Raw genomic sequence first — 17,514 nt, 5'->3', positions numbered from 1 at the left:
TGATATCAACTGCAGACAAAGCTATAAGCCAAGCGCTTTAAGGCGACTCTAGAAAGAAGCCGTCCCGCGAATTCTGCACAGGCTGGAAAAATTGTAGTAGTTAATTTGCTACGAGTAAATCATGTCTTTTGGCTAAATAACATTATTTCAGTGCAGGTAGTGCATGGCTATTCAATGGCTTGCCAGAGATTTAATAAATTCATCGCTGGGCAAAGGCTTTCCGAACAGGTAGCCCTGCAAAAAATCCACGCCTTGGGCGGCCAGGTAGTCGGACTGTTCGGGCGTTTCCACACCTTCTGCTACGATGCCTAAATCGAGTTTGCCGGACAGTTCTATGATGCTGTCGAGAATATGCCGTGATAGTGCATCGGCACCGATCATGGCGACAAAACTCTGGTCAATCTTCAAGTAGTCGACATTGAAGTTACGTAAATAGCCCAGGCTGGAGTGGCCGGTTCCAAAGTCGTCAATAGCGATCATTACCCCCAGTTGATGCAGGGCGTCAAACAGGCGGCGAGTGATGTCGGTGGGCACGATCAGTTCGCGCTCGGTCAACTCCAGCACCAACGTCACTTGGCCCACGGGAAAGGCGGCGAGAAACTCACGGCAATCATCCACCAAGGCCAAATCCTGGCAGTGGCGTGCGGTGATATTGACGCCGATATGAAACCCAGGGCTGAAGCGCGCCGCATGGGGCGCCAGTTGTACGGCGGTCTGGCGCAGGAGGGCGCGAGTCATCGGAACTATCAGGCCCGAATGCTCGGCCAGGGGAATAAACAGGTCGGGCCGCACCAGGCCTTCTTTTGGATGCTGCCAGCGCATGAGCACTTCACATCCCGCCCACTCGCGAGTATCACCGCGTACCACCGGCTGGAAATACGGAATGAATTCATTGGCGCCCAACGCCCGCTGCAATTCGTGAGTCGGTGCCGAGGAGCGCTTTTGCAGCCAGTGCGCCAAAAGGCCAGCCAATACGCCAAAAAACACGATCAGACTGAACAATGCCGGGTATCGCGCCTGCATGTAGCGCCAGACTTCACCCGCCGGCATACCCGCGTCGACGCTGTAGTGATAACGCCCGGACACCAAGTGATGGTGGGCCACCGCGAACGCCGGCACCGCGGTGTCATGCACCTTGCCATCAGCCCCCAGCCAATTCGGGCCCACTTGTAATATCAGGTGGGCGTATCGGCTGATCAGACGCAGGGCGTTGGTCAAGTGGTAGCCATCAATCGACGCAAAAGCCGCCTTGTCGCCGTCAACCAGCCGGTAGACCAGCAGTGCGGTGTCGGGTGTCACCGGGTTGCCATTCATCAACCATAACCGACCGTCCACATAGTCATCCGGGTTGACCGGTGACTCGTAGTTGCTGCCGAACAACGAGCTGCAATAGATGTTTTTTTGCCAGGACAGGGTGGTCGCGCGCACAAACGGGCGACGCGTGACTTGTTCTCGCAGGGCCAGTTGCACGCCGTTATCACAGGGCAACCCCGCCAGCGGTAGCAAGGCCTGGGCGGCGAGGGAGGTATTGTCGAGCATCAGGTCGAATTGGCGCACCGCCTCCTGGGCGGTCTGGGCGGTGCTTTGTTGCAAAGTACGTTCGGCCTGCCAATGAAGGATAACGACGCCGAGCGCAATCGGTAGCAGCGCGCTCAGGGTTGTGATCAGGTAGCGAGTGGCGCGTTTTCGCGGGCCGTTGACGGTCAGGGGCATGGAGTGAACGGCCTGTTGCAGGGATCGGATATCAGTCGATGATAGATGGCTCAACCGAAATAAGCTCGCGACACCTACCCATTTGGCCAGTACGCGGCGCTACAACTCTACGCATTGGGCAATACGGATAAACGCGAGCGCTGCTGGGGAAGACTGACGCCGGTCCAGTACGGCAAGCCCAACCTGGCGCGGTACACGCGGGGATAAGGCGCGCTGTACATACCGTGTGTCATGTCCAACCGGTAACGACGCTTGCGCTACCACGCTCACTGCATCGCCCCGGCTGACGGTTTCCAGGGTACTCAGCAGCTGCGAGCAGCGATAACGCACAGTCGGGCTCAGACGCGCCTCGTTGAACAGTCGCATCACCAGCTCAGTGGAACCGGCTTCAGTCAGCGCAAAAGGGTCGTTGCACAAATCCTTGAGACTAACGTGTTCACGGGCGGCCAGTTGATGGTCAGCCGGCAGCAGCGCCACCATCTGGTCCTCGAACAGTGGGAACGTGTCGAAGCGCTCTTGTTCCAGCACAACAAAGCCGATATCAATTCGGCGTTCATCGAGCCATTGGATGACTTGCCTGTCCGGCCCTTCATCAACGTGTACCTCGATACCCGGATACTCCAGGCGGAACCGGCTGAGGATCTTTGGCAGCAGGTAGGCCGAGGAGGTGGGGCCGAAGGAGCCGATGCGCAGCGTCCCGCGTTTCATGCCCCGGGCGTCGGCGGCTTCCTGTTGCAAGGTATTCGCCAGGCCCAGCATCCCCCGGGCGCGCGCCAGTAACTGCACGCCGATGTCGCTTAGTTCGACCTGCGCCTGATGGCGCCTGAACAACGCCACCCCCAGCTCCTGCTCCAGGGCTTTAATCGCGTGCGACACCGCCGATTGGCTGATACCGAGGCGGTGGGCGGCGCTGGTAAAGCCTTGCAGCTCGGCTACCAAGGAAAAGATTTCGAGTTGGGTCAGGGTCATGAGTAATCACTCATTTTACGATGACACCGTATTACCAGAAGAATGCACGCATCCTCAAGCCATTGGAGCCCTATCCTGTGCATTCAAGCCCCGATCGCATCACTTATATGAAGCTGGCCGCCGTCACCATGATCTGGGGCGGCACCTTCGTGGCCGGTCGCTACCTGGGCGGGACGATCGACCCTCTGCTGGCGGCCAGCCTCCGGTTTGCACTGGCCAGCCTGGCATTGCTGGGATTCCTGGGCTTGGCACGCATCCCGTTGGTCCGACCCAATCCGCGGCAGCTCCTGCAACTGGTGATGCTGGGTTTCTTCGGCATCTTTTTCTACAACCTGTGTTTCTTCTATGGATTGCAGTTAATCAACGCATCGCGCGCCTCATTAATCGTGGCGCTGAACCCGGCCGTCATCGGCCTGGCGTCCTGGTGGTTGTTCCAGGAGCGCCTGGGTGCCAGCAAAGTCGCGGGGATCGTGCTCTGCCTGGCGGGTGCCGCCATGGTCATCGTCAGTCGCAACCCCCAGGTAATGAGCGAAGCAACCAACACGTGGCGTGGGGATTTGCTGATCTTCGGCTGCGTAGTGGGGTGGGGCATCTACTCACTGTTTTCCCGTGGCTTAAATCAGAGCCTGGGGCCGCTGCAGACGGTCACCTGGTCGATACTGCTGGGAACGCTGATGCTTACCGTCATCACACTGATCATGGGGCGCTTTACGCTGGAGGCGATGGGCCGCGTGTCTCTCGCGCAAGGACTGAGCTTGATGTACCTCGGCGTGCTGGGTTCTGCGCTGGCCTATATTGGTTATTACGACGGTATCCGACGAATCGGCGCGACACGTTCCGGCGTATTTATCGCGCTCAACCCACTCACCGCCGTGATCTGTGGCGCTCTGTTGCTGGACGAACCGTTGAGCCTGCCCATGCTGGCCGGCGGGGCAGTGATCCTGCTCGGCATCTACCTCTGCAACAAACCCCTTGCACGCGCCAGGGCAATGGGGATTTGATAAGACTACGGACAAACGTGGTTACGCTGTGTAGAATCGATTTACGCATACAAGAATATGGACTTGCGCTCACGCAAGCCTAAGCCGTCAGAGACTGATGACCCCATGAAGCTACTCGGCTCCCCCCTCATCTTTGGTGACTTCCTCGCCCGCAGCGTGCGAGGCCTTTCCTGTGCGCCACCCTGCAACCTCATCCTTGCTCGCCACTAATACTGTGTCTAATACAAGAATGATGAGGTGCCACCATGGCAGATCTATACGAAAACCCAATGGGCCTGATGGGCTTTGAATTTATCGAATTTGCGTCGCCGACGCCGGGCACCCTGGAGCCGATCTTCGAGATCATGGGCTTCACCAAAGTCGCGACCCACCGTTCGAAGAACGTACACCTGTACCGCCAGGGCGAGATCAACCTGATCCTCAACAACGAACCCAATAGCATTGCCTCCTACTTTGCGGCCGAACACGGCCCCTCGGTGTGCGGCATGGCATTCCGCGTCAAGGACTCGCAAAAAGCCTACAACCGCGCCCTGGAACTGGGTGCCCAGCCGATCCATATCGAAACCGGCCCGATGGAACTGAACCTGCCGGCGATCAAGGGCATCGGCGGTGCGCCGCTTTACCTGATCGATCGTTTTGGCGAAGGCAGCTCGATCTATGACATCGACTTCGTATACCTCGAAGGCGTGGAGCGCAATCCGGTCGGTGCAGGCCTCAAAGTCATCGACCACCTGACGCACAACGTCTATCGCGGCCGCATGGCGTACTGGGCCAACTTCTACGAAAAACTGTTCAACTTCCGTGAAGCGCGCTACTTCGACATCAAGGGCGAATACACCGGCCTGACGTCCAAGGCCATGAGCGCGCCGGACGGCATGATCCGCATCCCGTTGAACGAAGAGTCGTCCAAGGGCGCGGGGCAGATCGAAGAGTTCCTGATGCAGTTCAACGGCGAAGGCATCCAACACGTGGCGTTCCTCACCGAGGACCTGGTCAAGACCTGGGACGCGTTGAAGAAGATCGGCATGCGCTTCATGACCGCGCCGCCGGACACCTACTATGAAATGCTCGAAGGCCGCCTGCCGAACCACGGTGAGCCGGTGGACCAACTGCAGGCACGCGGTATCCTGCTGGACGGCTCTTCGGTGGAAGGCGACAAGCGCCTGCTGCTGCAGATCTTCTCGGAAACCCTGATGGGCCCGGTGTTCTTCGAATTCATCCAGCGTAAGGGCGACGATGGGTTTGGCGAGGGCAACTTCAAGGCGCTGTTCGAGTCCATCGAACGCGACCAGGTGCGCCGTGGTGTATTGACCGCCGACTAAACGTAAAAAAGCCCGGCCGAGGGTAACCCCGGCCGGGCTTTTTATCGCCTGCGCATCAGGCTTTGCGTTGGCGGACCAAGTGCTTGAAACCTTCGAACACCAGCACCATCACCGCCAGCCAGATCGGGATGTAGGTGAACCATTCGCCACCTTTGATCCCTTCCCCCAGGATCAATGCCACGCCCAGCAGCAGCACAGGCTCCACATAACTGAGCAAACCAAACAGACTGAACGCCAGTAAACGGCTGGCGATGATATAGCTCACCAGCGCTGAGGCACTGATCAGGCCCAGCATCGGGATCAGTGCATACAGTTTCGGGTGGGCATCCATGACCGCAAAGCCTTGCTCGCCACTCTGCACAAACCACCAGGCCACCGGCAGCATCAGCGCCATATCCAGCCAGAGCCCGCCCAGGTGGTCGGTCTGGAGGTATTTGCGCACGATGAAATAAACCGGGTAACCAATGATCACCACCAGCGTTGCCCAGGAGAATCCACCCGCCTGGTACAACTCGTTGAGTACACCGAGGGCGGCAAAAAACACGGCGATCCGTTGCAGATAGGACAGTTGTTCACCCCACACCAGACGCCCGGTCAGCACCATGGTCAGCGGCAACAGGAAGTAACCCACCGACACATCCAGGCTGCGCCCATTCAGCGGCGCCCACATAAACAGCCATAGCTGCACGCCCAACAAGGCGGAAGACAGCAACACACCCGCAATCAAGCGCGGCTTGGCCGCAAGCAGTTGCGCCAGCTCCCACACCCGTCGCCATTCGCCGCTGACGATCATGAAGATCGTCATGCACGGCACGGTGAGCAACATGCGCCAGCCGAAAATTTCCAGGCCGCTCAAGGGCGTGAGCAATGATGTGAAGTAATACATCACGGCAAACAACACTGAGGCCAAGACCGATAAAACAACACCTTTAGACACACTATCCTCGCGAAAACCGTTGATACAAAAGATGAGGGGATTATGGAGCTTTTGGCGGGAGAGGGTTGCGCTGTTTTGGGGCGTTTTTCAGGAAAATCCTGTAGGAGCGAGCTTGCTCGCGAAGAACGTCAACGATTACGCAGCGCTATTAGGTAGCCCGTGGTGTCCTTGCGTTCTTCGCGAGCAAGCTCGCTCCTACACAGTGGAGGGGTTATGCGCGTGGTATGCGACCGGAGACGAAATGCCCCACATCATTGAACCCCGGCGTGGATGAATGCCCCGGCGTCACCAACGAATCGATAAACGCCTCATCTTCGGCGCTGATCTTCACCTCCAGCGCGCCAATATAGGCATCCCACTGCGCCTCGGTACGCGGCCCCACAATCGCCGAACTGACCGCCGAGTTGTTCAGTACCCAGGCAATCGCAAACTCGACGATCCCGACGCCACGACCTTGGGTGTACTGCTGGATCTGCTGGGCGATGCGCAACGATTCCACGCGCCATTCGGTTTCCAGGATGCGTTTGTCCTGGCGCGCCGCGCGGCTGCCGGCTTCGGGGGTAACGTCCGGGGCGTATTTACCACTGAGCACGCCGCGGGCCAGTGGGCTGTAGGGCACCACACCCAGGCCGTACGCGGCTGCCGCGGTGATCTGCTCCACTTCGGCCTGGCGGTTGACGATGTTGTACAACGGCTGGCTGATCCCCGGTTTGTCGACGCCCAGGCGCTCGGCCACGCGAATCACCTCGGCGATGCGCCAACCGCGATAGTTGGACAGGCCCCAGTAGCGGATCTTGCCCTGGCGGATCAGGTCGCCAATCGCCGATACCGTCACTTCCAGCGGCGTGTTGTGGTCTTCACGGTGCAGGTAGTAGATGTCCAAGTAGTCGGTATCGAGGCGTGTCAGGCTGGCCTCCAGCGCGTTGAAAATGCGCTTGCGGCTCAAGCCGCTGCGGTTGGGCAAACCGTCCACCGGGCCGATGCCGACCTTGGACGCCACCACCCAATCCTGGCGATTGCGCACAATGGCTTCGCCGACTATTTCCTCGGAGCGACCGCCGGTGTAGACGTCCGCCGTGTCGATGAAATTGATGCCCTGGTCCCAGGCCTTGTCGATGATGCGCAGCGAGTCCTCGGTGTTGGTCTGTTCGCCAAACATCATGGTGCCCAGGGTCAAGGCACTCACCTTCAACCCGGACTGGCCCAATGTGCGGTAAATCATGGATAACTCCTCAAGGCGGGAAATGTACCCATGCAATACCAGACTCAGCCGCTCTGGGACAAGCCCTGCGCGCGTTTCTTCATGGGCTCAGCAATGTCTGGCAACGCTGCTGTAAAAAGCGATGCAGCACCTTCACGCGTTCCGACACCTGCAGACGGTGAGGGCACATCAGGTTGAAGGGCGTGGGTTCGCCTTGCCAATCCGGTAGCAAGGGCACCAGTCGACCGGCCTTGATGTCTTGGGCAATGTCCAGATTGGCCTTATAGGCGATTCCGTGACCGGCCAACGCCCAGCGTCGCACGATTTCACCGTCATCGCTCAGGTAATCGCCCGACACCTCGACCTCTTGCAGCACCGTGCCCTGGCGGAAATACCAGGTGTTGTTGGCCCGGCCCTGGCGCATGTAGCGCAGGGTGTTGTGCTGCGCCAGGTCAGCCGGAGCGAGGGGTGTGCCATGGCGCGCCAGGTAAGCCGGGCTGGCACAGGGGATGCGGTGGTGATCGGGCACCACCGGGAGCGCCACCAGGCTGGAATCCCTTGGCACGCCAAACCGCAGGGCGATGTCGACGGTGTCGCGGAACAGGTCGGCATTGCTGTCGTTGAGCAGCAATTGCAGGCGGATATTTGGATGTTCGAGCTTGAATGCATCCAGCCAGCCCAGCAACACATTGCGCCCGAAATCCGAGGGCGCCGCCAGCTGCAGCAACCCGCTGAGGCTCTGGCCCTGTTGCTTGATCGCCTGTTCGCCCTCGGACAGGGCTTCCAGCGCGACGCGCACGCTCTCGAGGTAGCGCCGACCTTCCTCGGTCAGGCGCATGCTGCGGGTGGAGCGTGCCAGCAGGCGAATGCCCAGGCGGGTTTCCAGGCGCTTGAGGGCAATACTGGCGGCCGCCGGGGTCAGGCCGAGCCCGCGTGCGGCGGCAGACAGGCTGCCGGTATCGGCGGTGCGCACGAAAACTTCAAGGTCGAGGGTCGAGCTCATTTGTAAAAATCCTTTAAAGATCTTGTCGTTTTACCGGGATTTTTCGCCGATTGCCAAGCTGTGAAGATGAACGCTCATTTTCTCACTCAGGAATTTCCCCATGACTTCTTCCCTCAACGGCAAAACCGTCATCGTGATCGGCGGCAGCAGCGGTATCGGTGCCGCCGTGGCCAAGGCCGCGGCCGCGCGGGGCGCGCAGGTGGTACTCGCCGGGCGGCGCTTGGTGTCTGGCGTGGAAAATGGCCTGCGCAGCGAACCGGTGGATGTCACCGATGCGGCCTCCCTGCAGCGCCTGTTCGAGACCGTGGGGCGCTTTGACCATCTGGTCTACACCTCCGGCCCCAACGTGCGCGCCAAGCCGCTGGTCGAGACCGACCTGAACGAGGCCCAGGAAAATTTCAATGTGAAGCTCTGGGGCTCGCTGCGGGCGATTCAACTGGCACTGCCATACCTGGACGAACACGGCAGCATCAGCCTGACCTCTGGGCAACTGGGACGTAAATTGGCGCCGGGCCAGTTCATCAAGACGAGTATCAACGCGGCGACTGAAGCGTTGGGCAAGCAGTTGGCGAAGGAGCTGGCACCGCGTCGGGTCAACGTGATCAGCCCGGGGGTCATCGATACGCCTGCGTATGCAGGCTTGGCGCAAGAACAGCGCCTGGCGATGTTCGCCAAGGCGGGCGGCGCATTGCCGGTCGGGCGCGTGGGTCAGGCGCATGAGGTCGCGGCGGGGTATGTGCTGGCCATGGAGAATGGCTTCATGTCCGGTGCCGTGATTGACATCGACGGCGGCGGTTTGCTCTGACGTAATTGTCGGCGCCGGCTGAGGGGTAGGCCTTCAGTGCATAGCTATCTATACAGTTCTGAGTACGGCGCTGGATCTGTGGCTAGGGAGCTTGCTCCCGCCAGCGCTCGTATGGACGACCGCTCTCTAACGGCTGCCCCGCCATCCGGATGTGGGGGCTTGATTGCCTGCGAAGGCGGCCTGACAGCCGACCTGGATGCTGGATCTGATCGGGTACATATCCGTTATTTAGGTAAAGGCTTCTATTGGTTCCGCCCTTACGGCGGCTCACTTTGGAAAAGCCCCAAAGTAAGCAAAGGGCTCTTGCCCCAACACTCGGCACCTCGCCTAGGCTCGGTGTGCCCGTAATCCGCCAGGTATTTGGGGGGCCGCCGCCACGCGCCATCCATGGCGCGGGGCGGCTAAACCGGCATCCCTGCCGGTTTACCCCCCAAATCCCTGTCGAATTCCGGCCAGCGTGTTTGACGGGGCGCCTAAGATCAAAGGCAACATCAAGATCAAGAGCGACTCGCTTCGCATCGTGGTTACCATGGTTGCCGTGGCTACCGTGGTTGCCACAGTGTTGTGTAGACGCCTCTACTCATCGCCGGCAAGCCGGCGCCTACAGGGCAAGGTTACGCCTTGAGGGTACGGGTCATTCGCAGCGCCAATACGCTACCGGCGACGATCACCGCTGCCAGCAGGTATAGCGCCACATCCGTGGACCCGGTGGCATCCTTCACAAAGCCGACGATATAAGGGCTGAGGAAGCCGGCCATCTGGCCCATGGAGTTGATCAACGCCAGGCCTCCTGCCGCCGCGCCGGCACTGAGCATGGCGGTGGGCACCGGCCAGAACATCGGCAGGCCGGTGAGGGCACCCATGGTGGCGATGGTCAGGCCGAGGATTGCAATCGCTGGGGTCGTGGCAAAATTCACCGCGATCACCAGGCCCACAGCGCCCATCAACATCGGCACCACCAAGTGCCAGCGACGCTCTTTGCGCAAGTCGGCGGATCGACCCACCAGCAACATGAACACGGCCGCCAGCAGGTAGGGGATCGCGCTGAGCCAGCCGATCACCAGGTTATCGCTGAACCCCAGGTTCTTGATGATCGACGGCAGCCAGAAGTTGATGGCGTATACGCCGCTCTGGATGCAGAAGTAAATCAGGCCGAACGCCCAGATCGCCGGATTCTTGAACACTTCGGCCAAGGAGTCGGTGGTGGTTTTCGGCTTGTTCGCCAGGTCGGTGGCCTGGTCGGCTTCCAGCACTGCGCGTTCGTGGGGCTTGAGCCATTTGGCGTTGGCAAAGCTGTCGCTGAGCAGGAAGTAGGCGAGGGCGCCCAGCACGACAGTCGGGATGCCTTGCAGCAGGAACATCCACTGCCAGCCCGCGAGGCCACCTTGGCCGGCAGCGAAGTGGTTGAGGATCCAGCCGGAGAACGGGCTGCCGAGCAACCCGGAAACCGGGATCGCCGACATGAACAGCGCCATGATCCGCCCACGGCGGAAGGTCGGGAACCACTGCGAGAGGTACAGCACCACGCCGGGGAAGAAGCCCGCTTCGGCGGCACCGGTGAACAGGCGCAAGGTGTAGAAGTGTGTCGGCGTGGTGACGAACAGCAGGCAGGTAGACAGCGTGCCCCAGACGATCATCATCAACGCGATCCAGCGCCGTGGACCGAACTTGGTCAACGCCAGGTTGCTCGGTACGCCGCACAGCACGTAGCCGATGAAGAAGATCCCGGCGCCGAGGCCGTACACGGTTTCGCTGAATTTCAACGCATCGAGCATCTGCAACTTGGCAAAGCCAACGTTTACCCGGTCGAGGTAATTGAACAGATAGCAGATGAAAATGAAGGGGATCAGGCGCAGGGTAATGCGCTTGTAGATGGCGTTTTTATCGTCATCGGTGGCCAGTGGGGTCGTGGCGCTCTGTGACATGGCAGTCTCTCTTTATTATGATTTTTTGCGATGCGAGGGTAACGTTGATCGCCCACTGAGTCTCGGCCACCTGGCAGGCCGCTGTCTTTGTGCTTGCGCACAGCGAACCCGGCTTTGCGCTGTGCCTATGAACAACCCCGCTTTTTAAGGAATTTAACCCCATGTTCGAGCTGGATCATGACCTGGCGCAGGATATCGTCGATCGAACCATGGCGATCCTGCCTCACAACGTCAATGTCATGGACAGCCAGGGCCTGATCCTCGGTAGTGGTGAGCCCGAGCGTATCAACACCCGGCATGAAGGCGCACAACTGGTGCTCGCCAACGGCCGGGTGGTGGAAATCGACGGCCAGACCGCCAAGCACCTCAAGGGGGTACAACCGGGCATCAACCTGCCGCTGCTGCATGACGGGCGCCTGATCGGCGTGCTCGGCATCACTGGCGAACCGGAGGGCCTGCGCACCTACGCCGAACTGGTGCGCATGACCGCCGAAATGCTGGTCAGCCATCGTCACCAGCAGGCCGAGCAACAATGGCGGCGTCAGCGCTGTGATGATCTGCTGGCCTTGCTGCTGGCGGAAACCGGCGATTCGCCACGCCTGTTGGACGAAGCCCAGCAACTGGGGCTCAAGCCGCAGCTGGCACGCACGCCGTACCTGTTTGAACTGGGCGCGGGGCAATCGGCGGAAGCGTTGAGTGCGTGGCTTGCCTCGCGTTATCCGGACAGCTGGTGTGTCAGCTCGGCGCAATACTCATTGCTGTGGTGCCGGCCGGCATCTGTGCAGGTCGACAACCCGCGCTTGCTAGAAAAACTCGAAAGCCTCGGTTGGAACATCTTGCGCGTTGCCGTGGGTGGGCAAGCGGACGGCCTGACCGGCCTGCGCCGTTGCTATCGGCGTGTCGGCGATCTGCTCGCTTATGGCCGTGATGTGCTGCCGCAGTCGCGCCTGCTGACCCTCAATCGCTATCGCTTGCCCGTTATGCTCTGGCGCCATCGCAATGACGACGCGCTCGACGAACTGCTCAACCCGCTGCGTAAAGTGCTGGCCAAGGACAGCAATGGTCAGTTGCAGGCGACTCTGCGCAGTTGGTGTGAACACGACGGGCAAAGCCAGGCCTGTGCGGACGCCCTTGGTATTCACCGCAACAGCCTGCGTTACCGCATGGAGCGTATTGCCGAACTCAGTGGTGTCGACCCGTTGACCCTGGACGGTATGCTCGCCCTCTACCTCGGCGTACAGCTGCTGCCCCAGGCTTTGTCTGAATGAACAACAAAGCGCCGTCGTACTTGTGCATCTGACCGGCGTCAGCAGCCCTGGCAACTGGCAGCATGGGCATCATAAAAACCGGAGAAAGCCCATGAAAATCATCATCGCCCCCGACTCGTTCAAGGATAGCCTGAGTGCCGAAGGCGTCGCCCAGGCCATTGCCGAAGGGTTGGCCCAGGTTTGGCCGGATGCACAGTTGGTTCAGTGCCCGATGGCGGATGGCGGTGAAGGCACGGTGGATTCGGTGCTGGCTGCCTGCAATGGCGAGTTGCGTCACCACACCGTACGCGGCCCGCTTGGCGCAGCCGTCGACGCACATTGGGGCTGGTTGGCCGACAGCCACACCGCGATCATCGAAATGGCTGAAGCCAGCGGTTTGCAGTTAGTCCCTCCGGGCCAGCGCGACGCATGCAAAACGACCACCTATGGCACCGGCGAACTGATCCGCGCCGCCCTGGATGCCGGCGCCCAGCGCATCATCCTGGCGATTGGCGGCAGTGCCACCAACGATGGCGGCGCGGGTGCGATGCAGGCGCTCGGCGTGCAACTGTTCGATGCCGAACATCAAGCGCTACCCGCCGGTGGCCTGGCCTTGGCCCGTCTGGCGCAGATCAGCCTTGAACATCTGGACCCACGCCTGGCCCAGGTGCGCTTTGAAATCGCCGCCGACGTCAACAACCCGCTGTGCGGCCACCACGGTGCGTCGGCGATATTCGGCCCGCAAAAAGGCGCAAATCCCGAGCAGGTCCACCAACTGGACGCCGCCCTCGGCCACTTCGCCGACCACTGCGCGAAGGTGCTGCCTAAAGATGTACGCGACGAACCGGGCAGCGGCGCTGCGGGTGGGCTGGGATTTGCCGCCAAGGCCTTCCTGGGCGCGCAATTTCGCGCCGGTGTCGAGGTAGTGGCCGAACTGGTCGGCCTGGACGAAGCCGTACGCGGCGCCGACCTGGTCATCACCGGGGAAGGCCGCTTCGATGCCCAGACCCTGCGCGGTAAAACTCCGTTCGGCGTGGCGCGCATCGCCCAACAACACAACGTGTCGGTCATTGTGATTGCCGGCACATTGGGCGATGGCTATGAGCAGATGTACGCCCACGGCGTGGACGCGGCGTTCGCCTTGCCTTCCGGGCCGATGAGCCTGGAACAGGCGTGCGCTGAGGCGCCGCGTTTGTTGCAGGAGCGGGCGGCGGATATTGCGCGGGTGTGGCGCGTGGCAACACGCCGCTGACGTAAAACCCCGGACATGGGACAATCCGCGCCTTTTCGACACGGAGAGTCCCCATGATGCGCCCCGCACTCCTGGCCCTGTTTCTGACAGGCGCCACCGCCCCAGCCTTTGCTCAACCACCGACCGAGACGGTCCCGCTGCTGCGGGAGATCAAGCAGTGGGTCATCGGTTGCGACAACCTGCGCAATTGCCACGCCCTTAGCGCGCCCAGTGGCGTCGACGAAGAGGATTACAGCTCGTTGACCCTGCACCTCTGGCACCAGGCCGGTCCTCAAGGGTATCTGCGTTTGCGTTTTGATCATCGAGGGGAGGACGTGGATCTGTCCACATTGCTACTGGATGGTAAGCCGCTGGGCCTGGAACTGACGCAGGACTTGCACATCGAGCTGGACGACCAGGGTGGCGACCCTGAGGTGCAGTCCTTCGGGGTGATCGAGGACGCGGCCGCGCGGCGTTGGTTGCAGCGTTTGCGCAATGGCCAGCGACTGCACTTGCCGGGCGACGAGGCGGCCCATGTGTCGCTCAGCGGCCTGAGTGCTTCGCTGCTGTTGATGGATGCTGTACAGGGACGCTTAGACAACGTGACGGCCCTTTCCCGACCCGGCAAGGGCGCGGCCAGCGAGGTTGCGCCACGCGCGCCCGCGCCGGTGCTGCGTAAGTTTACAGCCGCTGCACCGCTGACCGCAGAGGAGCAGGCGGGCCTGGTGGCTGCTGCATTGCAGGCCGTGAAGCCCGAGGAAGGTGAGCCCGAGGCCACAGTCGGCGCGTTGACGGCGCAACAGGCAATGACGGTAACGCGTTATGACTGTGCGGCCTATAACTGCGAGTTCGACGTCAGCAGCCGTGAGCGCCAGGCGCCTTACAAGGAAACGCCGATGGACCTGCAGCCGCTACCCCTGGAAGACGCCGCGCTGCAAGGCTCTGTCGGGTATGACGAAGCGTCCGGAACCCTGAGTTATTTCTACAAACAACGTGGGATCGGGGATTGCGGTGGTGGTGCATCCTGGGTGTTTGACGGCAAGCGCTTCCAGCTCAGTGAGTTCCACAGGATGCCGCGCTGTACCGGGGTCGGTTACGGTGATTGGCCAGCGTTGTGGACGACGGTGCCAGCGCCCTAGCCATCTGGCTCACATCGCCTCTACACTGGTCGGCCACTTGTCTTTCAAAGGATGAAACACAATGCACACACCTGAACCCCACATCGTGATCCAGCGTTTCAGCGAGGCCCACCTTGAAGGCGTCGCTGCGCTCTATAACGAACCGGCCGTGTGCCGTCAGGTGCTGCAAATGCCTTTCCAGTCGGTCGAGGCGTGGCGTAACAAGCTGGTACAGGACAACGAGCGGCGCCTGCAATTGGTGGCCGTGCACGGTGGCGAGGTGATCGGCCAGCTTGGCCTGGAACAATACCTGCGGGTACGCCAGGCCCATGTCGGTTCATTTGGTATGGGCGTGGCGACGGCGTGGCAGGGCAAAGGGGTGGGCTCGCGCTTGCTGACCGCCGCGCTGGACGTGGCCGACAACTGGATGAACCTGCGCCGGGTGGAACTGACCGTGTACGCCGACAACGAAGCGGCACAGAGGCTGTACCGCAAGTTCGGTTTTGAGGTCGAAGGTGTGTTGCGTGATTACGCCCTGCGTGACGGCCAGTTTGTCGACACTGTCAGCATGGCGCGCCTGCGCCAGTCGGCTTAGCCCAAGGCAAATGCCACCGCAGCCTGCGCATGCAGCTCGGTGGTGTCCAGCAGCGGCAGGTCGCTGTGCTCGGGCTTGATCAACAGGCTGATTTCCGTGCAACCGAGGATGATCGCCTGGGCGCCACGTGCGGCCAGGGACTCGATCACGCCTTGGTAGACCTTGCGTGACGCATCGCTGATCACACCGACACACAATTGCTCATAGATGATCCGGTGCACGGCCTGGCGCTCGTCCGCCCCGGGCACCAGCACGGTCAGGCCCTGGGCCGCCAGGCGCGACTTGAGGAAGTCCTGCTCCATGGTAAACGCGGTGCCGAGCAAGCCGACTGTCAGCGTGCCGGCTTCCACGGCCGCCGCACCCGCGGCATCAGCGATGTGCAGGAACGGAATCGACACCGCCGCTTCAATGCGCGGCGCTACCAAATGCATGGTATTGGTACACAGCACCACACACTCGGCGCCACCGGCCTGCAGACGGCGCGCGGCATCTTCGAGGATCAGTGCAGTGTCATCCCAACGGCCGGCGTGCTGGGCCTGTTCCACCGGGCCGAAATCCACGCTGTACATCAACAGTTGCGCCGAACGCAGCGGGCCAAGCTGGTCGCGCACGCGCTGGTTGATGATGCGGTAATACTCGGCGCTGGACTCCCAGCTCATGCCGCCGATAAGGCCGATGGTGCGCATGCGATGCTCCTGACAAGGAAAGTCGCTTCACCTTACCCAGCGGCCGGGGATTAGTCATACGCAGTTGGCCGCGAAATGACCGGTGCAGTTTTACATGTCCAGGTTGACCCAACCCGGCTTGGCTTCCTCTGGCGCTACCGCGTTGATTTGCTTGCCAGTCGCCTGCTCCACGCGTCGCGCCACCTCCGGGTCATCGGCAAAGGGCATCAGGCTGGCGTCGTCCAGGCTTTGGTCCGACTGCCCGCGCAGGCAATACTCCACCGCGCCGTACAGGCACACCATCATCAGCAGGCCCCACACGTCAGGCGATCCGCGCATCGAGCTGCGCCATTTTCAAGTCCGCGACTCGCACCGTCCGCCAGGTGTTGTAGGCCATCAGCACCATCCCCGTGAGAAAGAACACACCCCCGGCAAACCGCACCACAAACCCCGGATGGCTGGCCTGCAAGGCTTCGACAAAGGAATAGGTGAGGGTGCCGTCATCGTTGACCGCCCGCCACATCAGGCCTTGGGTAATGCCGTTGACCCACATCGACGCGATGTACAGCACGGTGCCGATGGTCGCGAGCCAGAAGTGCAGGTTGATCAGCGGCACGCTGTGCATCTGCTCGCGCCCGAACACTTTGGGGATCATGTGGTACAGCGAGCCAAAGGTGATCATCGCCACCCATCCCAGGGCCCCGGCGTGTACGTGGCCGATGGTCCAGTCGGTGTAATGGGAGAGGGCGTTGACGGTCTTGATCGCCATCATCGGCCCCTCGAACGTCGACATCCCGTAGAACGCCAGGGACAGCACCAGGAACCGTAGGATCGGGTCGGTGCGCAACTTATGCCAGGCGCCGGACAAGGTCATCATGCCGTTGATCATCCCGCCCCAACTCGGTGCCAGCAGAATAAGCGACATGGCCATGCCTAACGACTGCGCCCAATCCGGCAAGGCGGTGTAGTGCAGGTGATGCGGACCGGCCCAGATATACAGGGTGATCAACGCCCAAAAGTGCACGATGGACAGGCGATAGGAGTACACCGGGCGTCCGACTTGTTTCGGCACGAAGTAATACATCATCCCCAAAAAGCCGGTAGTGAGGAAAAACCCTACGGCGTTGTGCCCGTACCACCACTGCACCATGGCATCGGTAGCCCCGGAATACACGGGGTACGACTTGAACCAATCCACGGGGATCGCCAGGTGATTGACCACATGCAACATGGCGATCACCAGAATAAATGCGCCGAAAAACCAGTTGCCCACGTAAATATGTTTGGTTTTGCGTCGCACCACGGTGGTGAAAAACACAATGGCATACGCCACCCACACCACGGCCATCCATACCGCGCCGGAGAATTCGATCTCGGCGTATTCCTTGGTGGTGGTGTAGCCCAGTGGCAAGCTGATCAGCATGATCACGATCACCGATTGCCAGCCCCAGAAGGTGAACGCCGCGAGGCCATCGGAAAACAGCCGCACCTGGCACGTGCGCTGTACCGCGTAATAACTGGCGGCGAACTGCGCGCTGCCGGCAAAACCGAAGATCACCAGGCTTGTGTGCAAGGGGCGCAAACGGCCAAAGGTGGTCCAGGGCAAGTCCAGGTTCATTTCCGGCCACACCAGTTGCGAGGCGATCCACACGCCCATGGCCATGCCCACCACACCCCAGACGATGGTGGCGATTACGAATTGGCGGACGACTTTATAGTTATAGGCCTGCCCGATTGTTGCTGTGCTCATGCTCAGTCCTCCCACGGTTCCACGTGGCGGCA

Annotated in this window: 16 protein-coding genes; 7 read left to right on the top strand and 9 right to left on the bottom strand. The window is 60.9% G+C overall.

Annotation, left to right across the window (positions count from 1 at the left end):
* Positions 1 to 171: 171 nt before the first annotated feature.
* Positions 172 to 1,713, bottom strand: a complete 1,542-nt coding sequence (locus tag U367_RS0106460) for an EAL domain-containing protein (protein WP_028616209.1) — start codon at positions 1,711 to 1,713, stop codon at positions 172 to 174.
* Between the two features lie 99 nt (positions 1,714 to 1,812).
* Positions 1,813 to 2,682, bottom strand: coding sequence for a LysR family transcriptional regulator (locus tag U367_RS0106455; RefSeq protein ID WP_028616208.1), 870 nt, complete (start codon positions 2,680 to 2,682; stop codon positions 1,813 to 1,815).
* Between the two features lie 77 nt (positions 2,683 to 2,759).
* On the opposite strand from U367_RS0106455, the gene U367_RS0106450 reads away from it, so the two are divergent.
* Complete coding sequence (locus U367_RS0106450) at positions 2,760 to 3,683, top strand: DMT family transporter (protein WP_028616207.1); 924 nt, start codon at positions 2,760 to 2,762, stop codon at positions 3,681 to 3,683.
* A 245-nt stretch (positions 3,684 to 3,928) separates the two neighbouring features.
* A complete protein-coding gene (gene hppD / locus U367_RS0106445; RefSeq protein ID WP_028616206.1) occupies positions 3,929 to 5,005 on the top strand; it encodes a 4-hydroxyphenylpyruvate dioxygenase in 1,077 nt (358 codons plus the stop codon).
* Positions 5,006 to 5,060: 55 nt separating this feature from the next.
* Here hppD and rarD read toward each other — a convergent pair whose 3' ends face one another.
* The 3 genes from rarD to U367_RS0106430 all read right to left on the bottom strand — a co-directional run bounded on the left by rarD (position 5,061) and on the right by U367_RS0106430 (position 8,146).
* Positions 5,061 to 5,942 carry an EamA family transporter RarD gene (gene rarD, locus U367_RS0106440; protein ID WP_028616205.1) on the bottom strand — a complete coding sequence of 294 codons (882 nt, stop codon included), beginning with the start codon at positions 5,940 to 5,942 and terminating at the stop codon, positions 5,061 to 5,063.
* Between the two features lie 211 nt (positions 5,943 to 6,153).
* On the bottom strand, positions 6,154 to 7,164 hold the full coding sequence (locus U367_RS0106435; protein ID WP_028616204.1) for an aldo/keto reductase: 1,011 nt from the start codon (positions 7,162 to 7,164) through the stop codon (positions 6,154 to 6,156).
* 79 nt (positions 7,165 to 7,243) lie between these two features.
* Complete coding sequence (locus tag U367_RS0106430) at positions 7,244 to 8,146, bottom strand: LysR family transcriptional regulator (protein WP_028616203.1); 903 nt, start codon at positions 8,144 to 8,146, stop codon at positions 7,244 to 7,246.
* 100 nt (positions 8,147 to 8,246) lie between these two features.
* Between U367_RS0106430 and U367_RS0106425 the strand changes: the two genes are divergently transcribed.
* Positions 8,247 to 8,951 carry an SDR family oxidoreductase gene (locus U367_RS0106425; RefSeq protein ID WP_028616202.1) on the top strand — a complete coding sequence of 235 codons (705 nt, stop codon included), beginning with the start codon at positions 8,247 to 8,249 and terminating at the stop codon, positions 8,949 to 8,951.
* A gap of 614 nt (positions 8,952 to 9,565) precedes the next feature.
* Here U367_RS0106425 and U367_RS0106420 read toward each other — a convergent pair.
* Entirely contained in the window at positions 9,566 to 10,876 is a 1,311-nt protein-coding gene (locus U367_RS0106420; protein WP_016974773.1) for an MFS transporter, read from the bottom strand.
* A 161-nt stretch (positions 10,877 to 11,037) separates the two neighbouring features.
* Here U367_RS0106420 and U367_RS0106415 point away from each other — a divergent pair, with 161 nt between their 5' ends.
* The 4 genes from U367_RS0106415 (at position 11,038) to U367_RS0106400 (ending at position 15,067) form a co-directional block, all read left to right on the top strand.
* A complete protein-coding gene (locus tag U367_RS0106415; RefSeq protein ID WP_028616201.1) occupies positions 11,038 to 12,144 on the top strand; it encodes a sugar diacid recognition domain-containing protein in 1,107 nt (368 codons plus the stop codon).
* Between the two features lie 91 nt (positions 12,145 to 12,235).
* On the top strand, positions 12,236 to 13,375 hold the full coding sequence (locus U367_RS0106410) for a glycerate kinase (RefSeq protein WP_028616200.1): 1,140 nt from the start codon (positions 12,236 to 12,238) through the stop codon (positions 13,373 to 13,375).
* 53 nt (positions 13,376 to 13,428) lie between these two features.
* Positions 13,429 to 14,493: a DUF1176 domain-containing protein gene (locus tag U367_RS0106405; RefSeq protein WP_028616199.1), complete on the top strand. Its 1,065-nt coding sequence runs from the start codon at positions 13,429 to 13,431 to the stop codon at positions 14,491 to 14,493.
* Positions 14,494 to 14,554: 61 nt separating this feature from the next.
* Positions 14,555 to 15,067, top strand: a complete 513-nt coding sequence (locus U367_RS0106400; RefSeq protein ID WP_028616198.1) for a GNAT family N-acetyltransferase — start codon at positions 14,555 to 14,557, stop codon at positions 15,065 to 15,067.
* Here U367_RS0106400 and U367_RS0106395 read toward each other — a convergent pair.
* The 3 genes from U367_RS0106395 to ccoN form a co-directional block, all read right to left on the bottom strand.
* A complete protein-coding gene (locus U367_RS0106395; protein ID WP_028616197.1) occupies positions 15,064 to 15,753 on the bottom strand; it encodes an aspartate/glutamate racemase family protein in 690 nt (229 codons plus the stop codon). The genes U367_RS0106400 and U367_RS0106395 overlap by 4 nt on opposite strands.
* A 90-nt stretch (positions 15,754 to 15,843) precedes the next feature.
* Complete coding sequence (locus U367_RS0106390) at positions 15,844 to 16,071, bottom strand: cbb3-type cytochrome oxidase subunit 3 (RefSeq protein ID WP_050587841.1); 228 nt, start codon at positions 16,069 to 16,071, stop codon at positions 15,844 to 15,846.
* Positions 16,055 to 17,482 carry a cytochrome-c oxidase, cbb3-type subunit I gene (gene ccoN / locus U367_RS0106385; protein ID WP_028616195.1) on the bottom strand — a complete coding sequence of 476 codons (1,428 nt, stop codon included), beginning with the start codon at positions 17,480 to 17,482 and terminating at the stop codon, positions 16,055 to 16,057. The genes U367_RS0106390 and ccoN overlap by 17 nt, the downstream gene beginning before the upstream one ends.
* Positions 17,483 to 17,514: the final 32 nt, after the last annotated feature.

The sequence above is a fragment of the Pseudomonas canadensis genome (genome assembly GCF_000503215.1).
GTDB classification, from domain to species: Bacteria; Pseudomonadota; Gammaproteobacteria; order Pseudomonadales; family Pseudomonadaceae; genus Aquipseudomonas; species Aquipseudomonas canadensis.
The sequence above is the reverse complement of the archived record's forward strand: the minus strand, read 5'-3'. Positions and strand labels throughout refer to the sequence as shown.